The 21104-nt window shown below is 72.4% G+C and carries 18 protein-coding genes and 2 tRNA genes; 8 read left to right on the forward strand and 12 right to left on the reverse strand.

The annotated features are described in order from the left end of the window. Positions 1 to 7 precede the first annotated feature (7 nt). Both AB0K08_RS14675 and AB0K08_RS14680 read right to left on the reverse strand, forming a co-directional pair. On the reverse strand, positions 8 to 685 hold the full coding sequence (locus AB0K08_RS14675; protein ID WP_363355730.1) for a LytR C-terminal domain-containing protein: 678 nt from the start codon (positions 683 to 685) through the stop codon (positions 8 to 10). Between the two features lie 34 nt (positions 686 to 719). Continuing rightward, positions 720 to 1046, reverse strand: a complete 327-nt coding sequence (locus AB0K08_RS14680; protein WP_363355732.1) for a DUF3263 domain-containing protein — start codon at positions 1044 to 1046, stop codon at positions 720 to 722. Positions 1047 to 1189: 143 nt separating this feature from the next. Between AB0K08_RS14680 and AB0K08_RS14685 the strand changes: the two genes are divergently transcribed. Next, complete coding sequence (locus tag AB0K08_RS14685) at positions 1190 to 1888, forward strand: uracil-DNA glycosylase (protein WP_363355733.1); 699 nt, start codon at positions 1190 to 1192, stop codon at positions 1886 to 1888. Between the two features lie 8 nt (positions 1889 to 1896). Here the strand turns inward: AB0K08_RS14685 and AB0K08_RS14690 are convergent, their stop codons facing one another. Both AB0K08_RS14690 and AB0K08_RS14695 read right to left on the reverse strand, forming a co-directional pair. Then, on the reverse strand, positions 1897 to 3810 hold the full coding sequence (locus AB0K08_RS14690; RefSeq protein ID WP_363355735.1) for a threonine/serine exporter family protein: 1914 nt from the start codon (positions 3808 to 3810) through the stop codon (positions 1897 to 1899). Between the two features lie 108 nt (positions 3811 to 3918). After that, positions 3919 to 3992: transfer RNA gene (locus AB0K08_RS14695), tRNA-Val, on the reverse strand. A 114-nt stretch (positions 3993 to 4106) separates the two neighbouring features. Here AB0K08_RS14695 and AB0K08_RS14700 point away from each other — a divergent pair. Further along, on the forward strand, positions 4107 to 4760 hold the full coding sequence (locus AB0K08_RS14700) for a thioredoxin domain-containing protein (protein WP_363355737.1): 654 nt from the start codon (positions 4107 to 4109) through the stop codon (positions 4758 to 4760). Here AB0K08_RS14700 and AB0K08_RS14705 read toward each other — a convergent pair. The 5 genes from AB0K08_RS14705 to AB0K08_RS14725 all read right to left on the reverse strand — a co-directional run bounded on the left by AB0K08_RS14705 (position 4726) and on the right by AB0K08_RS14725 (position 10032). After that, positions 4726 to 5472, reverse strand: a complete 747-nt coding sequence (locus tag AB0K08_RS14705) for a TIGR02206 family membrane protein (protein WP_363355739.1) — start codon at positions 5470 to 5472, stop codon at positions 4726 to 4728. The genes AB0K08_RS14700 and AB0K08_RS14705 overlap by 35 nt on opposite strands. A 5-nt stretch (positions 5473 to 5477) precedes the next feature. Further along, positions 5478 to 6824 (reverse strand): NtaA/DmoA family FMN-dependent monooxygenase, encoded by a 1347-nt coding sequence (locus AB0K08_RS14710; protein WP_363355741.1) that lies wholly within the window; start codon positions 6822 to 6824, stop codon positions 5478 to 5480. Positions 6825 to 6854: 30 nt separating this feature from the next. Continuing rightward, complete coding sequence (locus AB0K08_RS14715) at positions 6855 to 8849, reverse strand: SpoIID/LytB domain-containing protein (RefSeq protein WP_363355743.1); 1995 nt, start codon at positions 8847 to 8849, stop codon at positions 6855 to 6857. Positions 8850 to 9001: 152 nt separating this feature from the next. Next, a tRNA-Thr gene (locus tag AB0K08_RS14720) sits at positions 9002 to 9078 on the reverse strand. A gap of 81 nt (positions 9079 to 9159) precedes the next feature. Further along, positions 9160 to 10032, reverse strand: coding sequence for a thioredoxin domain-containing protein (locus AB0K08_RS14725; RefSeq protein ID WP_363355745.1), 873 nt, complete (start codon positions 10030 to 10032; stop codon positions 9160 to 9162). A gap of 265 nt (positions 10033 to 10297) precedes the next feature. Here AB0K08_RS14725 and AB0K08_RS14730 point away from each other — a divergent pair, with 265 nt between their 5' ends. The 6 genes from AB0K08_RS14730 to AB0K08_RS14755 all read left to right on the forward strand — a co-directional run bounded on the left by AB0K08_RS14730 (position 10298) and on the right by AB0K08_RS14755 (position 16012). Next, positions 10298 to 11788, forward strand: coding sequence for a trehalose-6-phosphate synthase (locus AB0K08_RS14730; RefSeq protein ID WP_363355784.1), 1491 nt, complete (start codon positions 10298 to 10300; stop codon positions 11786 to 11788). Beyond that, positions 11785 to 12636 (forward strand): trehalose-phosphatase, encoded by an 852-nt coding sequence (gene otsB, locus AB0K08_RS14735; protein ID WP_363355747.1) that lies wholly within the window; start codon positions 11785 to 11787, stop codon positions 12634 to 12636. Before AB0K08_RS14730 ends, otsB begins: the two co-directional genes overlap by 4 nt. Beyond that, positions 12624 to 13289, forward strand: a complete 666-nt coding sequence (locus AB0K08_RS14740) for an ABC transporter ATP-binding protein (protein WP_363355749.1) — start codon at positions 12624 to 12626, stop codon at positions 13287 to 13289. Before otsB ends, AB0K08_RS14740 begins: the two co-directional genes overlap by 13 nt. Continuing rightward, a complete protein-coding gene (locus tag AB0K08_RS14745) occupies positions 13286 to 14572 on the forward strand; it encodes a DUF4032 domain-containing protein (protein WP_363355751.1) in 1287 nt (428 codons plus the stop codon). Before AB0K08_RS14740 ends, AB0K08_RS14745 begins: the two co-directional genes overlap by 4 nt. 64 nt (positions 14573 to 14636) lie before the next feature. Beyond that, positions 14637 to 15017, forward strand: coding sequence for a metalloregulator ArsR/SmtB family transcription factor (locus tag AB0K08_RS14750; protein WP_363355753.1), 381 nt, complete (start codon positions 14637 to 14639; stop codon positions 15015 to 15017). Positions 15018 to 15019: 2 nt separating this feature from the next. Beyond that, on the forward strand, positions 15020 to 16012 hold the full coding sequence (locus AB0K08_RS14755; protein ID WP_363355755.1) for a cation diffusion facilitator family transporter: 993 nt from the start codon (positions 15020 to 15022) through the stop codon (positions 16010 to 16012). Positions 16013 to 16181: 169 nt separating this feature from the next. Here AB0K08_RS14755 and treZ read toward each other — a convergent pair whose 3' ends face one another. Genes treZ through AB0K08_RS14770 form a run of 3 tightly spaced genes read right to left on the reverse strand, consistent with a single transcriptional unit; the run spans position 16182 to position 21104 of the window. Beyond that, positions 16182 to 18110 (reverse strand): malto-oligosyltrehalose trehalohydrolase, encoded by a 1929-nt coding sequence (gene treZ / locus AB0K08_RS14760; protein ID WP_363355757.1) that lies wholly within the window; start codon positions 18108 to 18110, stop codon positions 16182 to 16184. Next, the gene (gene treY, locus AB0K08_RS14765) at positions 18107 to 20602 is read right to left on the reverse strand and encodes a malto-oligosyltrehalose synthase (protein WP_363355759.1); all 2496 of its coding nucleotides are present in this window, start codon (positions 20600 to 20602) and stop codon (positions 18107 to 18109) included. The genes treZ and treY overlap by 4 nt, the downstream gene beginning before the upstream one ends. A 52-nt stretch (positions 20603 to 20654) precedes the next feature. After that, positions 20655 to 21104: a hypothetical protein gene (locus AB0K08_RS14770; RefSeq protein ID WP_363355762.1), complete on the reverse strand. Its 450-nt coding sequence runs from the start codon at positions 21102 to 21104 to the stop codon at positions 20655 to 20657.

The following is a 21104-nucleotide window of genomic DNA, read 5'->3' on the forward strand; positions in this document are numbered from 1 at the left end:
CGTCGGTTCAGCCGGAGTAGTCCGCGTTCAGCACCACCGCGATGCCCGGGATGCGGGCGTCCTGGACCAGCGGCAGCCCCAGTTCTGCGGCCACGGCCTGCGCGGTGGTCTCGTTCTGGGAGTAGTACACGGCGGAGGACTGCACGGGGAAGCCCTGCCAGTTGCCGGTGCCCGCCACGGAGAATCCGGACGAGGACAGCGCGCCGGAGACCCGACCGGCCAGCCCGCCGATCGAGGAGGCGTTGTAGACCTCCACCGGCGCGGAGGCGTCGCCCGTGTCCGCCGCCGCCGTCTCCGACTCCGAGGGGCTCGGCTCCGGGGACTCGGAGGCGGCGTCCGACTCGGAGGCGCTGGGCGTCTCCGAGGGGCTGGGCGTCGCGGACGGGCTGCGCGTCTCCGAGGCGGACGGAGCCGGCTCGGACGCTGCGGGTTCCGTCGGCTCAGCGGTTTCGGGCGAGGCCGAGGCGCTGGCGGAGGACCCCACGGTGGCGCCGGAGGGCAGCAGGGAGGGCAGGATCAGGAAGCAGAAGGCGCCGACCACCAGGGCCAGGGCCGCCGCCACGGAGACCCCCACGAGCCCCGAGGGTCCGGAGGCCACGGGCGGGGCCGCACGGTGGGCACCCTTGCGGTCGGTGTAGGCGGGCACGTCGTCGAAGCGATCATGCGGATACTGGGTCATGGGCATGGACTCGTCTCGGTCGCGGTCGCGGTCGCGGTGCTCAGGCTTCCTGCCGGCGGGCGCTGCGCGCACGGTGGCGGGTGGTCCGTAGTCTACGCAGCCGCTTGACCAGCATGGGCTGGTGCGCGAGGGCCTCCTCGCGGTCCAGCAGCCCGTTGAGCACCTGGTAGTACGTGGTCGCGGAGAGGGAGAACCGGTCCCGGATGGCCTGGTCCTTGGCGCCACCGTACTTCCACCACTGGTTCTCGAAGTCCAGGATGTCCCGGTCCCGCTCGGACAGTCCGGCCGCTGCGGGCTGGGCGGCCTGTGCGGCCTCCTCGGACGGGCTCTGCGGTCCGTCCGCCTCGGCGGCGTGCTGTGCTGACATGGGGTGGTCCTTCCAACGCGATTGCTCCTGCACAGTCTACCGGCCGGAACTACAACGGTGTCATTCGCCCGGCGCTCGCTCGGCATTCGCCCGGCGTTCGCCCGGCGTTCGCCCGCCCCGATCCGGCCGGGTAGTCTGCCGCCGTGGACACCGACCTGATCGCACCCCTGGATCCCGGCTGGGAGCGCGCCCTGGCCCCGCAGCGCGAGGCCCTGGCCGCCGTCGGGCAGTCCATCACGGCACGGCGCGCGGGCGGCGAGCAGGTGCTGCCGGCGCCGGAGGACATCCTGCGGGCCTTCCGGCAGCCCTTCGAGGCGGTGCGGGTGCTGATCCTGGGGCAGGACCCGTATCCCACGCCGGGCCACCCGATCGGCCTGAGCTTCGCCGTGGACCGTCACGTGGCCCCGCTGCCGCGTTCCCTGGCGAACATCTACCGCGAGCTGTCCACGGACCTCGGCCAGGCGCCGGCGTCCCACGGGGACCTCTCGGCGTGGACGGAGCAGGGCGTGCTGCTGCTCAACCGGGTGCTGACCGTGGGCGCGGGTCAGGCGGGCAGCCACCGGAACCTGGGGTGGGAGGCCATCACCGAGGCCGCCGTGGCGGCGCTGGCCGCGCGCGCCGCGCAGGGCCCCCCGCTGGTGGCGATCCTCTGGGGCGCCGAGGCGCGGAAGATGGCCCCGGTGCTCCGGGCCCACGGCGCCGGCCGGGTGGGCCTGATCGAGTCACCGCACCCCTCGCCGCTGTCCGCGTACCGGGGGTTCTTCGGCTCGCGGCCGTTCAGCCGCGCCAACGAGCTGCTGGCGCAGGCCGGCGCGGCACCGGTGGACTGGCGCCTGGACTGAGACGGGCGTCAGCGGCGTCCGATCCGCCGGCGCTCGTTGGCCTGCAGCGCCCGGGTCAGGGGCCTGGCGATGGTGTCGCCCAGGACCACGCCGGCGGCGATCGCCATGATGACGGCCGAGGCGTCGAACAGCCCGACCAGTCCCTCCTGCATGGCGCCGCTGTTCATGGCGATGTTGTACATGGACCGGAAGATCTTCAGCCCGGGCAGCAGGAAGAGGATGCCGGGCACAGCGACCACGAGCTGCGGGGCGCCCATGCGCAGGGCCACGTAGCGGCCCAGGGCACCGATCGCCACGGCGGCGATCCCGGGGGTCAGGCGGGGCCCGGTGCCGAGGGCCTCGGCGCCCACGAAGACGAGGAAGCCGACCAGGGAGACCAGGGCGGTGGGGATCAGCAGCCGCCAGGCGGACTGGTCGAAGATCCCGTCCGCCGCGGTGGCCACGACCACCAGGATCCCCAGCAGCCAGATCGGGTGGCTGGACACCGCCTCATCGGCCAGGTCCAGCTCCGGCACCCCGAGGATGGAGGAGAACACCACGGCCGCGATGATGCCGGCCATCAGCCCGGCGAAGACCAGCACGGCGGAGACGAAGCGGCCGGCCGCCGAGACGGGGAAGCCGTTGATGGCGTCCTGCATGGCGGAGACGAAGCGGCCGGAGGGCAGCAGCAGCATGATCCCGCCGGCCACCACGAGGGAGGGTGCCAGGGGCACGTGCAGCGTGTACAGCGTCAGCGCGATCACGGTGGCGATGAATCCGCCGACCATGATGGAGAAGAACTCCGGGATCCGGGCCTTGCCCATCAGGTTCACGGTCCCGATCAGCAGCATGGTGGACAGCAGGGCGACCCCGGCCCCGATCAGCCCGGCGCCGATATAGGCCGTGAACGCCGCGGCGAAGATCCCGGAGGCGAGGATGGTCAGCCACGGGGCGAACGGCTTGGGCTTGTGCCGGATGTCCGCCAGCCGCTGCTGGGCGGAGTCACGGTCCATCTCCCCCGAGGAGACGCCGGAGACCAGCTGGTGGAGCAGGGCCAGGCCGGCGTAGTTCTGGGACCAGGACCGCACCACCCGGTGCAGCGAGTACGGGGTCTTGCCGCTGGGGGCGTAGTTCAGGGCGATGGACTGGTTGGTGATGTCCACCTCGGTCTCGTGCACGCCGAAGGCCTGCGTGACCACGATGATCGAGGTCTCGACCTCGAGGGCGCCGGCCCCGAAACGGAACATGGTCTCCCCCAGCTTCAGCGCGAAGTCCAGGGTGGTGCGGGCGTCGGCATCCGCGTTGCGGGTGGTGCGCAGATACGGGTTCGCGTACGGGCTGTCCGCGATCCGGTTGACGATCGAGAGCGTCTGGGTGGGCAGCGGCTCGGAGTACATCATCCGCTTGAACGCGGATCCGCCCGAGAAGCGCAGGCGACCCTTGGGCGGCTTCTTGGCCGCCGGCACACCCAGCGTGCCGACCGGCGCCGTGGCGGGGGTCTCCCCCGTGACCGGCCCGGCAGGGGACAGCACGGACTGCGGCACGGGGTCGGAGGCCGGTGGCTCCGTCAGCGGCGTATCGGTCAGCGGCACCTCGGCCGCCGGCTCCGTGCCCTGGGGCACGACGGCGGCGTCCCCACCGGGCGCGTCCGGCCCACCCACCACGGTGGTCCCGGAATCCGTGCGGACCGGCTCGGCCCGTCCGGCGGCCGGACCCAGCGGGAAGTCGATGGCCGAGGTCGAGGCCTGGACGGCGCTCTCCGGCTCGGGCCCAGGCGACTCACGGATCTCCGGCTTCCCGGCTGCAGGCTCCCCGACTTCAGGATCCCCGGCCACCGGTGCCGAGGCCGCCCGGGAGGATCTGATGATGGGGATCTCCGTCAGCTCGACCGGCGGCTCCTGGGCGTGGCGACGCGCCCGCCGGGTGTCGGGGTTCTCCTCCACCGCAGCTCCCTTCAACGCAGGTCACGGCACGGTCAGGTGCCCTCGATCACTGTACTGGTGCGTTAACCGCTGAAGGGCCCAGAGCGGGCCCCTCAGGTCATGGAAGTGTGGATCTTACTGGACTCGAACCAGCGACCTCTCGCGTGTGAAGCGAACGCTCTAACCAACTGAGCTAAAGATCCGTCGGTGCCGGGCATCCCTGCCGATGCAGGGCCCCACAGCTATGAAAGCCTAGCAGAACAGTCGCCGAACGGAAAAATCGGGGCCCGGCCCGGCCCCGCCCTAGGATGGTGGCCATGCGCACCGATCCCTCCCGCCTGGGAGCCTGCCTGACCCTGGCCGCCGTGGCCACCCTGACGCTGACCGGCTGCGCGGAGGCCATCCGCTCCTCCGGGTCCGGGTCCGGCGCGGACTCCGCGGCCACGACCGCCCGCGAGGTCCAGATCTTCGAGGACTTCGCCTGCCCCCACTGCGCCGCGTTCCACGACCACTACGGCGGGATGGTGCACGGCCTGGTCTCCGGCGGTGCGGCCGAGGTCGACTACCGGATCGTGGACTTCCTGGGCCGGGGCGATCCCGAGTCCTGGTCCACCCGTGCCGCCACCTCCTACTACTGCATGGAGGAGGCGCTCGGGGACTCGGACGCCGCCACCGGAACGCTCCACGGATTCCAGACCTGGCTGTTCGAGCAGGCACCGGCCCAGCCGGATGACGAGGCCCTCGTGGCCCAGGCCGGTGAGATGGCGCCGGACGCCGGCACCGCCGATCAGATCGGCCAGTGCATCACCGCCGACGGCACCGCCGGCCGGATCGAGTCCGCGATGTCCGACTTCACCGACTTCGGCCTGCGCGGGGTCCCCTCGGTCTACTCCCCCGCAGAGGGCACGCTGTACAACCCCGAGGAGCACGGGGACCTCAAGGTCTGGCTGACAGGTTCCGGGGCGCGGTAGCCGGACTCTCCGTGGCGTAGACAGCACCCCGGCTGACCGGGAACCGCCGCGAGACGGCGTAGCCGATCCACATCAGCGCCAGGGTGGCGGCGCAGGCCGCCAGCCAGTACAGCGGCTCGGGCAGCTCGCGCAGGAACGGCCGGTACTTGAGGTAGAAGTAGTTGCCGTCCGTGGCCGCGTTGACGGCCAGCACCACCCCGAAGTAGGCGATGAACCAGCCGTAGGCCCGCCACAGTCCACGGACGGTGGGCCGCCAGCCGTAGGCGATGCCGGCGAACACGGGGACCAGGATGATCACGGCGTGGCTGACCAAAAAGCTCCACCCCATCAGGTGGTCCATCGGCTGGATCCGCTGCGGGTAGACGAACGTGGCATAGGCGTAGAGCCCGAAGTAGAACCCGACCTCCAGCACGGCCCGGCGCCCCGTGATCAGGTAGGCCATCAACAGCAGCGTGGTGACGCGGGAGATGTGCAGGGGTGCGGAGTCGCCCCAGTCCCAGCCGGCCACCACGGCCTGGTACCAGTAGAGCGCCACCTGCTGCGCCAGGGCCAGCAGCAGGAAGGCCCACCGCACCACCGCGGCGCGCTGACGGACCTGCCGGCGGAACACCAGCAACAGGGTCAGTGCCGCCACCACCGTCCCCAGGGCCAGCAGGTGGTCCCTGCCGAACAGCGGGATATAGGGCGCCAGCGGGTCCAGGAACGAGCTCATCGGAGTCACCGGCGGAAGACGGCGCCGGGGTGGCCGGCCGGCAGCGTGTCGGTGCCCAGGAACCGCTGCCGCAGGGTCCCGCCGCGGGGCGCGTCCGGGATCAGCCCCCGCCGGCGCAACTCCGGGGTGACGTGTTCGGCGAAGGCCGCCAGGTCCGGTCCGCGCAGGGCGTGGTCCACGTTGAAGCCGTCCACACCGGCCTGCAGCAGCCAGCGCTCTAGCTCATCGGCGACCGTGGCCCCGGAACCCACGATGACCGGCCCGCGGGCCCCGATGGCCATGAAGGCGGCCAGGTCCCGGATGGTCCAGTCCCGGTCCGGGTCCAGGGTCGTGAAGGACTGCAGGGCCGAGCGGTTGCCCTCGATCTGAACGTGTTCCAGCACGTCGTCCGGGGAGTAACGGGCCAGGTCCAGCCCGGTCCACCCGGCCAGCAGGGACAGGGCGGCGTCCTCGTCCACGTAGCGGGTGTAGTCCCGCAGCCGGGCCCGGGCCTCGTCATCGGTGGCCCCGGCGATCACGGTCACCGAAGTGATCATCTTCAGGGTGCTCGCGGGCCGGCCACTGGCCCCGAGCCGGGACCGGACGCCGTCCGTGAGCGGGCGGACGTTCTCCGGGCTCGTGCCGGAGAAGAACAGCGCCTCGGCGTGCTGGGCGGCGAAGTCCAGGCCCCGCGGGGAGGAGCCGGCCTGGAAGAGGAAGGGGGTGCGCTGGGGGCCCGGGAAGGTGAGCGACGGGCCCGGGACCGTGAAGTACTCACCGGTGTGGCCGGCGTCGTGCACCCGGTCCGGGTCCAGGTAGGTGTTGGAGGCGGGGTCCGCCACGAGGGCGCCGTCCTCGAAGGTGCCCTCCCAGAGGCGGTAGGCGACCTCCATGAACTCGTCGGCCCGGTCATAGCGGGTGTCATGCGCCAGCTGCCCGGTGGCACCGAGGTTCGCCATGGCGGAGGCCTGGTAGCCGGTGACGATGTTCCAGGCGATCCGCCCGGCCGTGAGGTGGTCGAGGGTCGCGAACGTGCGGGCGAGCAGGTAGGGCTGCGCGTAGCTGACGGAGGCGGTCACGCCGAAGCCGAGCGTGGTGGTCGCGGCGGCCAGCGCGCTGACGGCCAGCAGCGGGTCCAGTGTCGGGTACTGCATCCCGGCACGGATGGCGGTGCGGCCCGAGCCGTCGTACACGTCGTAGACCCCGGCCACGTCGGCGAGGAAGAGGGCGTCGAAGCCGGCCCGCTCCAGCTGCTGAGCGTGCCGGGTCCAGAATCCGAGGTCCCGGTACTGCTCGGTGTCCGCCTCCGGATGGCGCCACAGCCCGGTGGACTGGTGGGTGGGGACCATCATGTCCAGGGCGCACAGCATCATGGCGTCCATCATCCCACCGGCAGGCCCGGGTCAGCGGGGCGTGACGGAGGTGATGAAGGAGCTCTTGAGGCCGAGCGCGTTGCGGAACTGGTTGCCGGTGAGCCGCTTGGTGGCGCCGTCCGAGGAGGTGGCCGTCATCCAGTCCGTGTACCCGGAGGTGCCGTTCTGGGCGGTCTCCCGCACCGTGCGCACGTTCGGCAGGCCGAATGCCGCGGCCATCCTCTCCTGCGTGACCGAGACGGTCCAGGCCCGGTTCGGGTTGGCCGAAGTCACGCTGTAGGGATCCGGCCGGCTCACCAGGTAGGGCACGGCGGACCAGCCCATCTCCGTGGCGGCCCTGGTGCGTCCGGCGCTGGAGGAGGAGTAGGTCGCCTCGGCCACGCGATTCCCGTACCGGATGCTCAGCGCCCGCGACGGGGTGCCGGCGGAGTTGCGGGTGACGGTGGCGTCCACCGCCGCCACCCACCGCTTCCCGTAGACCGCGTTGGTGCCTTCGGACTCCTTCGCCCAGCCCCTGAACTTCTGGGAGCGCACCTCGTCCCAGACGTGGCAGCCGCAGTCGGAGTTCAGGGTGCCCATGTACCGCAGGGCGTAGGACCGTCCCGCGATGGCCTGGGCCTGCAGGGCGGCCGCCGGCCAGGAGGAGGGCATCTCGTCCAGCCCGTAGAGGTACTCGTCGTTCATCCGCAGCTCGGTGACGATGTTCAGCTGGCCGTCGATCACGGTGACGACGAGCTTGCCGTGGCGCAGGTCCAGGGGCCTGGTGGTGCCGTCGGCGTTCGGCACCCGCAGGGTCGCCGCGTTCGGCGAACCGTGGTTCCAGAACCGGGTCCCCGGCCACTCGAGGATCGCGGACGCGGCCCGCTTCCGGGACCCGTCCGGCATCGTGGTCACCACGTCACCGCCGTTCGCCTCCAGCCGCACGGCGCCGGTGGTCGGCAGGACCGCGCCCTGGGTGCGGACCCGCACGTAGCCGTCGGCACCGTTGAGCTTGGTGGCCTTCAGCGTGGTCGAGGCGGTGGAGAGCACGTGGACGCGGAGGTTCTGGGAGGCCATCGACGTGGAGTCGGAGACGGTGACGCCCGCGTAGTAGTGGCGCAGGATCTGACCGGCCGAGTTCCCCTGCGCGGCCATCTCCCGGGCCCCGTACTGGCTCATCCCGACCCCGTGGCCGAAGCCGGAGCCGCCCACCGAGAAGCTCTCGGGGACCACGGTGGTGTCGTAGCCCATCGTCCCGGCCACCGCCCGGATCAGTTGGGCTGTCTCACCGCGGTTGATGTGCCGGCCCGGCTGGAAGGTGTCGTTCTCATAGCCGTGGGAGGCGCCGATCGACTTCAGCCACGAGATGTGCCGGTGGTAGGTGGAGCCGACGGGGACGTCGTCGAAGGGCTTGGAGGGCGGTGCCGCGTAGCCCGGATCGGCGACCCCGTAGAGGATCTTGGCCAGCTCCCCGCGGGTGATGTGCCGCAGCGGCTTGAAGGTGTCGTCCGCGTAGCCTGCGATGACGCCTTCGTGGGCCAGCCAGGTGATCGGTGCGTAGTCCCAGTTGCCCGGGCCCTCGAGGTCCGGGAACGGGCTATCGGCCGGCGGCGTAAAGGCCGGGTCCACGAGCCGGTAGAGGAAGGTGGCGGCCTCCGCCCGGTTGAGGTTGTCCCGTACCCCGAAGAGCGAGCCGCCGGAGCGGCCCGTGGTGATGCCGTTCTGGATCATCCAGGTCACGGGGACGTAGTAGGCGGAACCCACCGGCACGTCACGGAAGGCGTCCGTGCCGGCTGCCGCGGCCGGGGCCATCGCTTCCGCGGGGGCGGCGGCGTCGGCCTGGGCGGCGGTGTCGGTCTGGCTGGTGATATCGGCGGTGGTGTCCCCCACCCCAGCGGTGTCGGCCTGGGCGGGCACGGCCACGAGGGTCAGGGCCGCGGCCAGGATCAGGGCCAGCAGCCGGCGCACGGGTGCGCGGTGCCTGAGGCCGGGGTGGCGTTCGGCGCCCGGCGTGCGGGCGGGATGGGGTGTGCTGGTGACGGGCACGTGGGTCCTCCGGAAGTCATCGGGGCACCGGGTCCGTCGTCCTCGGCGAAGGCCGCGCCCCCACCTTCTAGTATGCGCCGCAGGACCCGCCGGCCAGCAGGTTCTGCCGGCGGGAGGGGCCACCGGACGGAGAGTTCACCGCAGGATCACCATGGAGCCCCCTACCGGATTCGAACCGGTGACCCCCTGTTTACAAGACAGGTGCTCTGGCCAGCTGAGCTAAGGAGGCGGAAAGGGCCGGCTCCGGGCCACACCAGCGAGCACGCGGCGGGAACCGAATCCGGCCCTTCAAGGGTAGCCGATCAGCCGATCAGCCCTGTTCGGCGATCTTGCCCTCCACGTACTCGGCGAACGGGACGCTCTGGTCCCAGTTCTCCCCCTGCACCCACACGGACGGGGTGCCGGCGATCTGGGCTTCGCGGGCCGCCGAGCCGGTGTGCGTGACGAAGGGACGGTACTCGTTGCCGTCGATGCAGCCGTTGAGGTCCGCGCCGAGTCCGGAGGCCATCTCCTGCAGCTCGTCATCGCTGAGGCCCTGGCCCTCCTTCGTGGCGTAGCTCGCGAAGATCTGGGTCAGGTACGAGTTGTAGTTCTCCGGGGACTGCTCGGCCATGCAGGCCAGGGCGTTGCCGGCCCGGGACGAGTAGTTGCCGGTGGCCGGGTTGTCGAGGTAGTCCAGCATCCGGTACTCCACGGTGGCCTCGCCGGCATCCAGCCATTCGGCCAGCTGGCCCGCGTTCTGCTCCTCGAAGGTGGCGCAGTGCACGCAGTTCGCATCCGCGTAGACGATGATCTGGGCGGGCTCGCCGGCGGGACGGGCCTCGCCGCCGGGGACGGACGTCGGAGGCTCACCGGTCATCTCGGGCTGGGCGGTGTCCGCGTTGTCGACCTCCGTGAAGGCCTCGTCCCCGGGGGCCAGCTCGGTGGTGGAGGTCAGGGTGATGCCGCCCTGGTCGTTGGCCGCGCTCGGTGCGGGACCGGCGTCGGGGATCGAACGGGAGGAGTTCATGAAGATGACGCCCACCACCACGGCGATCACCACCACCACGGCGGCCACCACGCCCCAGCGGACCATGAGGGAGCGTCGCTTCTCCTGGCGGCGCTGCTCCTCCTGCATCTGCCGGGCCTTCTCGCGGGCGGTCTGCTGCCTCTCGGCCTTCGTCTGCTTGTTGCTGGTCGCCATGGGCCTGCCTGTCGTCCTGACTCTCGGGGTCGTAAGCGGTCTCGGGTGCCGGGGTCCCCCACCCTGCCGGACCCGGGCCAAGGGCTAGGGTACCGGTCCAAGCTGAACGTGGAGCCCAGGCACGGTCCCCGAACGGGGCACCTCGCGGCCACCCATGGGAGGGGACGGGGCGATAAGGTCGGAGTCGGACCGAGACCGGTGCCGAGAGAAGGAGTTCCGAGAAGTGAAGAACCGCGTTGACCTCCCCATCGAAGCCCCCTCCTTCCTGGCACGGGCCGAGCACCGGGTCGGTGCGCCGCCCGAGCCCGGGGCCTATGACCTGGTGGTGGTGGCCAACCGCCTGGCCGTGGACCGGGTGGTGGACCCGGACGGGACCTCGTCCTGGCGCCGCTCCCCCGGCGGGCTCGTGACGGCGCTGGCCCCCATCATGGCCAGCCGGGAGGGTGCCTGGGTCGGGTGGGGTGGCGTGGCCGAGGAGGCGCTGGAGCCCTTCACCCATGACGGCATGCACCTGGTCCCGGTGCTGCTCTCCGAGCAGGAGCTCAGCGAGTACTACGAGGGCTTCTCCAACTCCACGCTGTGGCCGCTGTACCACGATGTGATCGCCCGCCCCGAGTTCCACCGTCAGTGGTGGGACACCTATCTGACGGTCAATGTGCGCTTCGCCCGGGCCGCGGCCGCCACGGCCGCCGCCGGCGCCACGGTGTGGGTGCAGGACTACCAGCTGCAGCTGGTCCCCCGGCTGCTGCGGCGGCTGCGCCCGGATGTGCGCATCGGCTACTTCCACCACATCCCCTTCCCGGCGGTGGACCTCTACTCCCAGCTGCCGTGGCGGCGCTCCCTGCTCGAGGGCCTGCTGGGGGCGGACCTCATCGGCTTCCAGCGCCGCTCGGACGTGACGAACTTCTCCGAGGCGGTGCGCCGCCTGCTGGGTGGTTCCTTCCGGTCCGGGGCCCTGAACGTGAACGACGGCCACGGCGGCGAGCGCCCCGTGCGGGCGGAGGCCTTCCCCATCTCCATCGACGTCGGCACCATCACGGCCCTGTCCCGGGACCCGGAGGTGCAGGCCCGATCACGGCAGATCCGGGAGGAACTCGGCGATCCGCACACCATCCTGCTGGGCGTGGACCGGCTCGACTACACCAAGGGCATCCGCCACCGGATCAAGGCCTTCGCCGAGCTGCTCGAGGACGGCAGCCTGGACGTCCAGGACGCCTGCCTGGTCCAGGTGGCCAGCCCGTCCCGGGAGAACGTGGGGTCCTACCAGGAGCTGCGGGACGACATCGAGCTGGCCGTGGGCCGCGTCAACGGCACCTACGACACCATGGGCCAGACCGCGATCCGCTACCTGCACCACTCCTATCCGGTGGAGGAGATGGTGGCCCTGTACCTGGCGGCGGACGTCATGCTGGTCACCGCCCTGCGGGACGGCATGAACCTCGTGGCCAAGGAGTACGTGGCGGCCCGTGGCGGCCGGGGCGGGGTGCTGGTGCTCTCGGAGTTCGCGGGCGCCTCGGACCAGCTGCGCAAGGCCCTGCTCATCAACCCCCATGACATCGACGGGATGAAGGACGCCATCCTCCAGGCCGTGTCCATGGACCCGCAGGAGGCCACCAAGCGCATGCAGGCCATGCACCGGCAGATCATCACGCATGACGTGAACAAGTGGTCCCAGGACTTCCTGGGCCGGCTGGCCGGCGGGGAACAGGCAGCAGCCCAGCCGTGGCACGACGCCGGCCCGGGAACCTCGCGATGACCGGTCCGGACTCCGCGGGGCCGGGTCCGGCGCTGCCGGCGGAGCGGTCCGATGGCCTCCCCACGGACCTGGCCGACGCGCTGCGGCGGTTCGCGGGACATTCCCGGATCCTGGTGGCCGTGGACTTCGACGGGGTCATGGCCGAACTCGTGGACCGAGCCGAGGACGCCCGCCCGGTCCCCGGCAACGCAGCCGCCCTGGCAGCCCTCGAGGGCTTGGCCGGCGTGCACACGGCGCTGGTGTCCGGACGCGCCCTGGAATCGCTGATCGAGGTGGCCGCTCCCCCGCCGGCCACGCTGCTGATCGGCTCGCACGGCGCCGAGCGCCGCCTCGGCCCCGACGCGCCCCCGCTGGAACTGGACGAGGGGCAGCTCGCGGCACTGGCCGCCGTCGGGCAGGTGCTGGAGCCCATTGCGCACCGGTACCCGGACGCGTGGGTGGAGCACAAGCCGGCCGGCCGGGTACTGCAGGTGCGGCTGGCCCGCGGCCCGGAGGCCAAGCGCCGGGCGGTGGCCGAGGCGGAGGCCGCGCTGCGCGGCCTGGCGGCGACAGCGGACCGGGACGGACTCAGCACTTTCCACGTGGGCCACGGCAAGGACGTGCTGGAGGTGTCCGTGGTGCGTGCGGACAAGGGCCAGGGGCTGGACCTGCTGCGCCGGGTCACCGGGGCCGAGGCGGTGCTGTTCGCCGGGGACGACGTGACGGACGAGCACGGTTTCGCCCGGATGGACCCGGGGCGGGACGTCTCGGTCAAGGTCGGCGCCGGTGAGAGTGCGGCGCGGTTCCGGATCGCGGGGCCACAGCAGCTCGCCGCGGTGCTGCGGGAGGTGGCCGCGTGGCGCGGCTGAACCTGCAGGGCATCACGGTGCAGTACCCCGCCGCCCGCCGGCCGGCGCTGGCGGACCTGGACCTGACGGCGGCGGACGGCCAGTTCGTGGTGGTGTCCGGGGCCTTGCGCAGCGGCAAGTCCACGCTGCTGAGGGTGGTGGCGGGCCAGGAGACGCCGGCCGCCGGCCACGTGCTGATCGGCGGCGTGGATGTGACGGGCCTGCCGCCGCAGGACCGGGACGCCGTGCTGGTGTTCCAGAACTACGCCCTGTACCCGCACATGGACGTCCAGGAGAACATGAGCTTCGCACTGCGCGTGGCCGGCGTGCCGGAGGCCGAGCGGGCCGAGCGGGTCCACGAGGCCGCGCGGCTGCTGGACCTGACGGCGCAGCTCTCCCACGGCCCGGAGGAGTTGACGGGGCCGCAGCGCCAGCAGGTGGCCCTGGCCCGCGCGGTGGTGCGCCGGCCCGCGGTGTTGCTCATGGACGACCCGCTGGCCGCCCTGCCCCCAAACCTCAAGGACCACACCGCCGGGCTGATCCGCTCCCTGGCGCGCACGCTGTCCGTCACCACCCTGTACGCCACGGCCGAGCCCGGTCCGGTGGCCTCGGTGGCGGACCGCCGGCTGCGGCTGGACTCCGGCCGGCTCAGGGAGGACACTGCGGTCACATGACACCCCGATCCGGATTGGACATCACCACGTCCGTGGGCGCGGGCGACGCGAAGGCCGCCGCGGAGCTGCTGCGGCTGCCCTGGGACGTGCCGCTGGTGGACTGGCCCGAGTCGGCGCTGGCCGCGCTGCCCCGGGGCCTGTCCCGGCACGTGGTCCGGTTCGCCCACCTCGAGGGGTCCGTGGTGGCGGTCAAGGAGACCACGGAGTTCTCGGCGCGCCGGGAGTACCAGCTGCTGCGCCGGCTGGAGCGGCTGGACATCCCCTGCGTGGAACCCGTGGCGGTGGTGGCCGGGCGCTCCGACCCGGACGGCGAACCCCTGCCGACCGTGCTCGTCACCCGGCACCTGCGCTTCTCCCTGCCGTACCGCGCCGTGTTCTCCCGCCGGCTCCACCGGGACACCCTCACCCGGCTCATCGACGCCCTGGCCCTGCTGCTCGTGGAGCTGCACCTGGTGGGCTTCTACTGGGGGGACGTCTCCCTGTCCAACACCCTGTTCCGCCGCGACGCCGGGGCATTCGCCGCCTACCTCGTGGATGCCGAGACCGGGGAGCTGCACCCCTCCCTCTCCCGGGGGCAGCGCGAGCATGACCTCGAGCTCGCCCGGGTCAACATCGCCGGGGAGCTGATGGACCTGATGTCCGGCGGCCTGGTGGACCAGGACGTGGACCCGGTGGCCACCTCCCAGCTCATCATCGACGCCTACCGCCGGCTCTGGGACGAGCTCACCGGGGACATGTCCTTCCGTCCCGGCGAGCGCTGGCGCGTGGAGGAGCGGATCCGCCGCCTGAACTCGCTGGGCTTCGATGTGGAGGAGTACGCCATCCGCACCACCGAGGACGGTTCCCGGCTGGTGCTGCAGCCCAAGGTCGTGGACCCCGGACACCACCAGCGCCGGCTGCTGGGCCTGACCGGCCTGGACGTCCAGGAGAACCAGGCCCGGCGTCTGCTGCGGGACATCGACGAGTACCGGGCCGTGTACCACCCGGACATGGACGAGCACGAGGCCGCCAACCGCTGGCTGATCGACGTCTTCGAGCTCGTGACCCGCGCCATCCCGGCCGAGCTCTCCGGCAAGCTGGAGCCGGCCGAGGTGATGCACCAGCTGCTGGAGCACCGCTGGTACCTCTCCGAGAACCAGTCACGCTCCGTCCCGTTGCCGGAGGCGCTGCAGTCCTACCTGCAGACCGTGCTGCCCCACCGCCGAGACGAGGACGCCGTGGTGCTGCATCCGACCACCACCATGCTGAAGGCCGTGGAGCCCCCCGCGGAGGATCCCGACTGACCTGCGGAGGACCCCGACTGAGGCGCCCCTTGATGGCATCGCCATGGAGCGATATGATCGCTTCATGGCGATGAGCACGGTGGAGTCCGAACCCCTCGACGAGGTGGCCACGGCCGCGTACGCCCACCTGTTCCAGGCGCTGGCCGAGCCCACCCGGCTGACGCTCGTGCAGCACCTCGCCTCCGGGGAGCACCGGGTGCGGGACCTCGTGGACCACCTGGGGCTCGCCCAGTCCACGGTCAGCAAGCACCTCGGCTTCCTGCTGGAGTGCGGGCTCGTCACCCTGCGCCCCGAGGGGCGGTCGACCTGGTATTCGCTGGCCGAGCCGGCCCGGCTGCGCCTGCTGATCTCGGCCGCGGAGGAGCTGTTGAGGGCCACGGGGACCGACGCCGTGCTGTGCACGCACCTGCGCCGCCCCCACCGGCACGGGCCCGGGGACAGGTAGTCATGGGCGCTGGACACGTCCATGCCCCCGGCGGACCGGCAGGGCCGGCAGGGCCGGCAGGGTCGGCAGGGTCGCCCGGGCAGGAGGGGCAGGAGGGGCGGCCCGGGGACCACCGGATCCGGCTGTGGATCGCCTTCAGCCTCACCGCCGTGGTCGTGGTGGCGCAGGCGGTCGGCACGGTGCTCACCGGCAGCCTCGCGTTGCTGACGGACACGGCGCACGCCCTGACGGACGCCTCCGGACTGCTCGTCGCGCTGATCGCCGCCACCCTGATGCTCCGCCCGGCCACCTCCACCCGCACCTGGGGGTTCCGCCGCATCGAGGTGATCGCCGCGCTGGGCCAGGCGGCGCTGCTGCTCGTGGTGGGCGTCTACACGGCGGTCGAGGGCGTCCGCCGCCTGTTCGCGCCGCCCGAGGTCCCCGCCGGGGAGCTGTTGGTCTTCGGGCTGATCGGCCTGGCGGCCAACCTGACGGCGATCGCCGTGCTGTCCTCCAGCCGCGGGGCGAACTTCAACATGCGGGCCGCGTTCCTCGAGGTGCTCAACGACGCCCTGGGCTCCGTGGGCGTCATCGCCGCGGCCGTGGTCATCGCCACCACGGGATTCCAACAGGCCGACGCCCTCGCCGGCCTGTTCATCGCCGCCCTGATCGTCCCCCGTGCGTTCATCCTGCTCCGGGAGACCACCAGCGTGCTGATGGAGTTCACCCCCGCCGGCCTGGACCTGGACGCGGTCCGGCGCCACCTGATGGCACTGGAGCATGTGGAGGACGTCCACGACCTCCACGCCACCACCGTGGCCAGCGGGCTGCCCACGCTCACGGCGCACATCGTGGTGGCGGACCAGTGCTTCACCACCGGCCACGCCGCCGCGATCCTTCAGGACGTCCGGCGGTGCGTGGCCGAGCACTTCGAGGTCCAGGTCCACCACTCGACCTTCCAGATCGAGACCTGGGACATCGCGCGGCACGAGCCCGAGTCCGTCACGCACGACTGAGCAGGCGGACACCGAGCAGGCGGACACTGAGCAGGCGGAAACTGAGCAGGCGGAAGCCGTGGGCGGGACCTGATGGGTTCGGGACCTCATCCGATTCCACGCATTCCGGCCGCGGCATCCGGGCCCCGCTGCGCGGAATCGGATGACCTCCCGGTGGGGTCCGGAGTCGTCAGTCGCGGGCCAGGAGCAGGAAGCCGTGGGCGGGGACCTCCCGGGACCGCGTGGGCTCCGTCAACGGACCCTCCAGTCCGTGGCCGGCCAGCAGCCGGTAGTCCCGCAGGTCCTCCGGCACCGGCATCGGCTCGGACCCCAGGGCCGCCAGCAGCACCACGGTGCCCGCACCGGCACCAGGCCCGGGCCCGACGTCGGCCCCGGCACCTCCCCGGCCGTCCCGCCCTGACATCTCCCCGGCATCTCCCCCGGCCCGCACTCCGCGGTCCATCCGGACCCAGCGGCGCCCCTCGTCCACGGCGGCCCGGGTGGTGGCGCGGTCCGGGTCCGTCAGTTCGGGCCGCTCGGCGCGGATCCCGATCAGGGTGCGGTGCAGCTGCAGCAGCCGGGCGTGCCGGCCCGTCCCGGCCTCCTCCCAACGCAGGGTGGAGGAGGCGAGGGTCTCGGCCGCCTGCGGGTCCGGCACGTGCTCCCCCCAGGCCATCCGCGCGAACTCCCGGCGGCGCCCCTCGGTCACCGCCTGCGCCAGGTCGGCTTCCCGGTGCGCCGTGAAGAACTGCCACGGCGTGGAGGCCGCCCACTCCTCGCCCATGAACAGCATCGGGGTGTAGGGGCCGGCCAGCAGCAGGGCCGCCCCGATCGCCAGCAGCCCCTCGTCCAGCGAGGCCGCGAGCCGGTCCCCGGTGGCCCGGTTGCCGACCTGGTCATGGTTCTGGGTGAAGACCACGAGGGCCTCGGCCGGGATCCGGTCCCCCAGTGGCCGGCCGTGGTGGCGCCCCCGGAACGAGGAGTAGCTGCCGTCGTGGAAGAACCCGGAGTCCAGGACCTTCGCCAGGGCGGAGAGCGGCTCGAAGTCGGCGTAGTAGCCGTCCGTCTCCCCGGTCAGCGCCACGTGCACGGCGTGGTGGAAGTCGTCCGACCACTGCCCCGACAGGCCGTAGCCCCCGGCGCCGTCCTGCCCCGGATCCGCCCGCGCCGTGATGAGCCGCGGGTCGTTGAGATCGGACTCGGCCACCAGCACGAGCGGCCGGCCGCAGGAGGAGGCGAAGGCGTCCGTCTCGGCGGCCAGCTCCTCCAACACGTGGACGGCCCGGGAGTCCTGCAGGGCGTGGACGGCGTCCAGCCGGAGCCCGTCCACGTGGTACTCCTCGAACCACATCCGGGCGTTGTCCAGGATGTACCGGCGCACCTCGTCCGAGTCCGGCCCGTCCAGGTTGAGCCCGCTGCCCCAGCCGGTGGACTGCTCCGTCAGGTAGGGCCCGAACCTCGGCAGGTAGTTCCCGGAGGGCCCCAGGTGGTTGTAGACCACGTCCTGGATCACGGCCAGCCCGGCCGCGTGGCAGTCGTCCACGAAGCGCCGGTAGTCCCGCGGGCCGCCGTAGGAGGCGTCCACGGCGTACCAGCCCACGCCGTCATAGCCCCAGTTGTGCGCGCCGCCGAAGGAGTTCACGGGCAGCAGCTGGACGTGGGTGATGCCGAGGGAGAGCAGATGGTCCAGCCGCCCGGCGGCCGCCCCCAGGGTGCCCTCGTCCGTGAAGGTCCCCACGTGCAGCTCGTAGACCACCGCGCCGCGCAGCTCCCGGCCGGCCCACCCGGCGTCCTGCCAGTCGTGGGCGGTGGGGTCGATCAGCCGCGACGGCCCGTGGACGGTGTCCGGCTGCCACCGCGAGCGCGGGTCCGGGAACGGCCCCTGACCGTCCACGCGGTAGCCGTACCCGTGGGAGTCCGCGGCGGGGAGGATGTCCTCCACGGGGCGCGCCGGCTCCCACCAGCCGCCGCCGGCCGGCGACAGCCCGGTGGAGGCCACCACGTCCCAGCGGTCCTGCGCGCCGTGGACCCCGCCGGGCTCGCCGGAGGTGAACACCAGCTCCACGCTGGTGGCGTGCGGCGCCCAGACCGTGTAGTCGCCGTAGCTGTTCCGGTTCATCGCAGGGTGTTCCCGTCCTCGGGGACCAGCAGTGCCACCGGGTGGTGTTCGAAGAGCTCGGCCAGCCGCGTGGTGCCGTCCGTGTGGGCCCCGCCGAAGCGGCGGCCGGTCAGCAGGTCCACCATCGCCTGGCGGGGCAGCACGACGGCGGCCTCGCCCCAGCCGCCCTCATCGTCCAGTCCCAGCGGCCACCGGGTGGCCACCGTGATGGAACCGCCGCGGGTGAAGGCGATGGCGTGGTCTGCGGCCTCGCCGATGACGTCGAGCTCCTGGTAGCGGTTGAACCACTCGGGGTGCTCGCGGCGGGCCCGCAGGGCCCGTGAGGTGACCAGCAGCTTGAGGCCGGCGGCGTACTCGGCGAGCGCGCCGCCGTCGTACTCGGGGGCCCCGGCGTCCGCCCCGTCCTCGGTTTCCACCGCCGCGGGGAACTCCGGCGCCCAGCCGCCGTCGAGCCTCCCCAGCAGCGCCGCGCGCTCCGCGAAGTCCACGGGGCGGCGGTTGTCCGGGTCCACGAGCGTGGGGAAGGGGATCTCGGTGCCCTGGTAGACGTCCGGGACTCCGGGCAGGGTCAGCTGGATGAGCTTCATGGACACCTGGTTCACGACCCCCGCCGCGGCGATGCGGTCTGCCAGGGCCTGGATCTCGGCCCGCAGCTCGCCGGTGCCGGTGGCCCGCTCGGCGAGGTCTGCGATCGCGGCCTCGAACTCCGGGTCCTGCTCGGTCCACGTGGTCCGCGTGGCGGCCTCCCGCGCGGCCTTCAGCGCGTACTCGGCCAGCCGCCCGGTCTGAAGCGCGGTGCCGTCCACGGGCCAGGCGCCGATGATGGTCTCCCACAGCAGCTTCTCGAAGGGCCCGTCCCCCAGCGGGGCGAGCTCCATGAGCCGGTCCAGCGTGGCGGCCCACTGACCCGGGATCTCGGAGAGCACATCGATCCGGGCGCGCACATCCTCGCTGCGCTTGGTGTCATGCGTGGACAGGGTGGTCATGGTCCGCGGCATGCGGGCCTGCCGGTCGCCCTGCAGGGCGTGGAAGCGGGCCAGGTCCAGGGCGAAGGAGGACGGGTCGCCGCCGACCTCGTTCAGGGAGGCCAGCCGGGTGTACCGGTAGAACGCGGTGTCCTCCACGCCCTTGGCCATGACCATGCCCGAGGTCTGCTGGAATCGCTCGCCGATCGGGTGGTCCGGGTCCGCCAGCAGGGGCAGCAGGGCCTCGACGGCCTCGGACAGGTCGGGGCGGCGGCGTACCGCGTCCGTGGCGGCGTCGTCCAGGTGGTGCCGCCCGGTGGGCAGGTAGGAACGGTAGACGGGGAAGCAGGCGAGCAGCTCGGCCAGGGCGTCCTGGAGGCGTTCGCCCTCGGCGTCCTCCGGCAGCAGCCCGGGGACCAGCCGCGCCAGCCGCTCGACCTCGGAGCGCAGCATGCCGTCCGCCACGGCGCGCTTGGTGCCGTGGATCATCTCGGCCCACACCGCCTCGGCGTCCGTCCCGGCCCACCCGCCGAGCCGCCCGGCCACCTCGTCCAGCTCGGCGGCACCGGCCGGATCGGTGAGCACCCGCTCGATCTCGCCCAGGGCGTCATAGCCGGTGGTGCCGTCCACGGCCCACGCGGCCGGCATCCGCTCGCCGCCCTCGAGGATCTTCTCCCCCAGCAGGTAGACCCCGCCGGTGGCCTGGCGGAGGTTCTCGAAGTAGCCGCCGGGGTCCGCCAGCCCGTCCGGGTGGTCCACCCGCAGCCCATCCACCAGGCCGTCCCGGATCCAGGACAGGATCTCCCGGTGGGTCTCGGAGAAGACCCGGGGGATCTCCACGCGCACCCCGGCCAGGGAGTTGACCGCGAAGAAGCGGCGGTAGTTCAGGTTCTCGTCCGCCTCCCGCCACGGCATGAGCCGGTAGTTCTGCAGCTCGTGGACCGCCCGGGCCAGCTGCTCCTCGCCCGCCCCCGGGCCGGCGGCGGACCGCGCCGCGTCCTCGGTGCCGGGGGCCAGGGGGTACACGTTCTCGTAGTAGTGCAGTTCGCCTTCCACGATCCGCAGCCGGGAGAGCTCGGCCTCCGGGTCCTCCTCGGTGCCGTCGCCCAGGACGGGCAACCAGATGCGCGAGTCGCCGGCCTCCCAGTCGATGTCGAAGGCCGTGGCGTACTTGGAGGCCCGGCCGTGCTTGAGCAGGTCCCACCACCAGGCGTTGTCCTTGGGGGTGGCCACGCCCACGTGGTTGGGCACGATGTCCGCCAGGATCCCGCCGCCGGCGGAGTGCACCGCCTCGGCCAGTTCGCGCAGCCCGGACTCGCCGCCGCGGGCGTCGTCCACCTGGGTGGGGTCCACCACGTCGTAGCCGTGGGTGGAGCCCTCCTCCGAACCCAGCATCGGGGACAGGTAGAGCCAGTCGACGCCCAGGTCCCGCAGGTAGGGCAGCGTCTGCCGCGCCCGGTCCAGGGTGAAGTCGGCCGTGAGCTGCAGGCGGTAGGTGGACGCGGGGACTGGCTGCGGACTGGTCACGTGGTGCACGGTAGCAAACACCCGGGCGGCCTGAGCCCCTGCCCCGGCGGCGCTACTCGGGTGTCTGCGTCAGGTCCCGGCTGATCTGCGGTTCCCCCGACTCCTCGAACGTGATCAGCACGTCATGGTGGACGGAGCCGTCCGGCATGGTGACGTCGGACCTGAGCGCGTTGCCGATCCACTCCTTGCCCACCACCGACTCGACGCCGTACTTGGCGGCCACGTTGTCCTGGACCGCCTGGTTCGAGGCCTGGGTCTCGAAGACGGCGAACACCAGCGCCGCGGCGCCGAGGAACAGCACCACGGCGCCGGCCACGATCTCCCGGGTGGCGTCCTTGAGGCGGTCCGGGCCGGCGTACCGGGCATCCTGGTCGTCCAGGTGGGCCCGGTAGCGCTTGCGCCGCCACATGCCGTGGGCCACCACCGCCAGTCCGATGATCGCCAGCAGGACGCCCATCCCCTGGGCCACGAGTGAGGTCTGGAGGTCGATCGGCTCATACAT

It is taken from the genome of Citricoccus sp. NPDC055426 (assembly GCF_040677445.1).
GTDB lineage: Bacteria > Actinomycetota > Actinomycetes > Actinomycetales > Micrococcaceae > Citricoccus.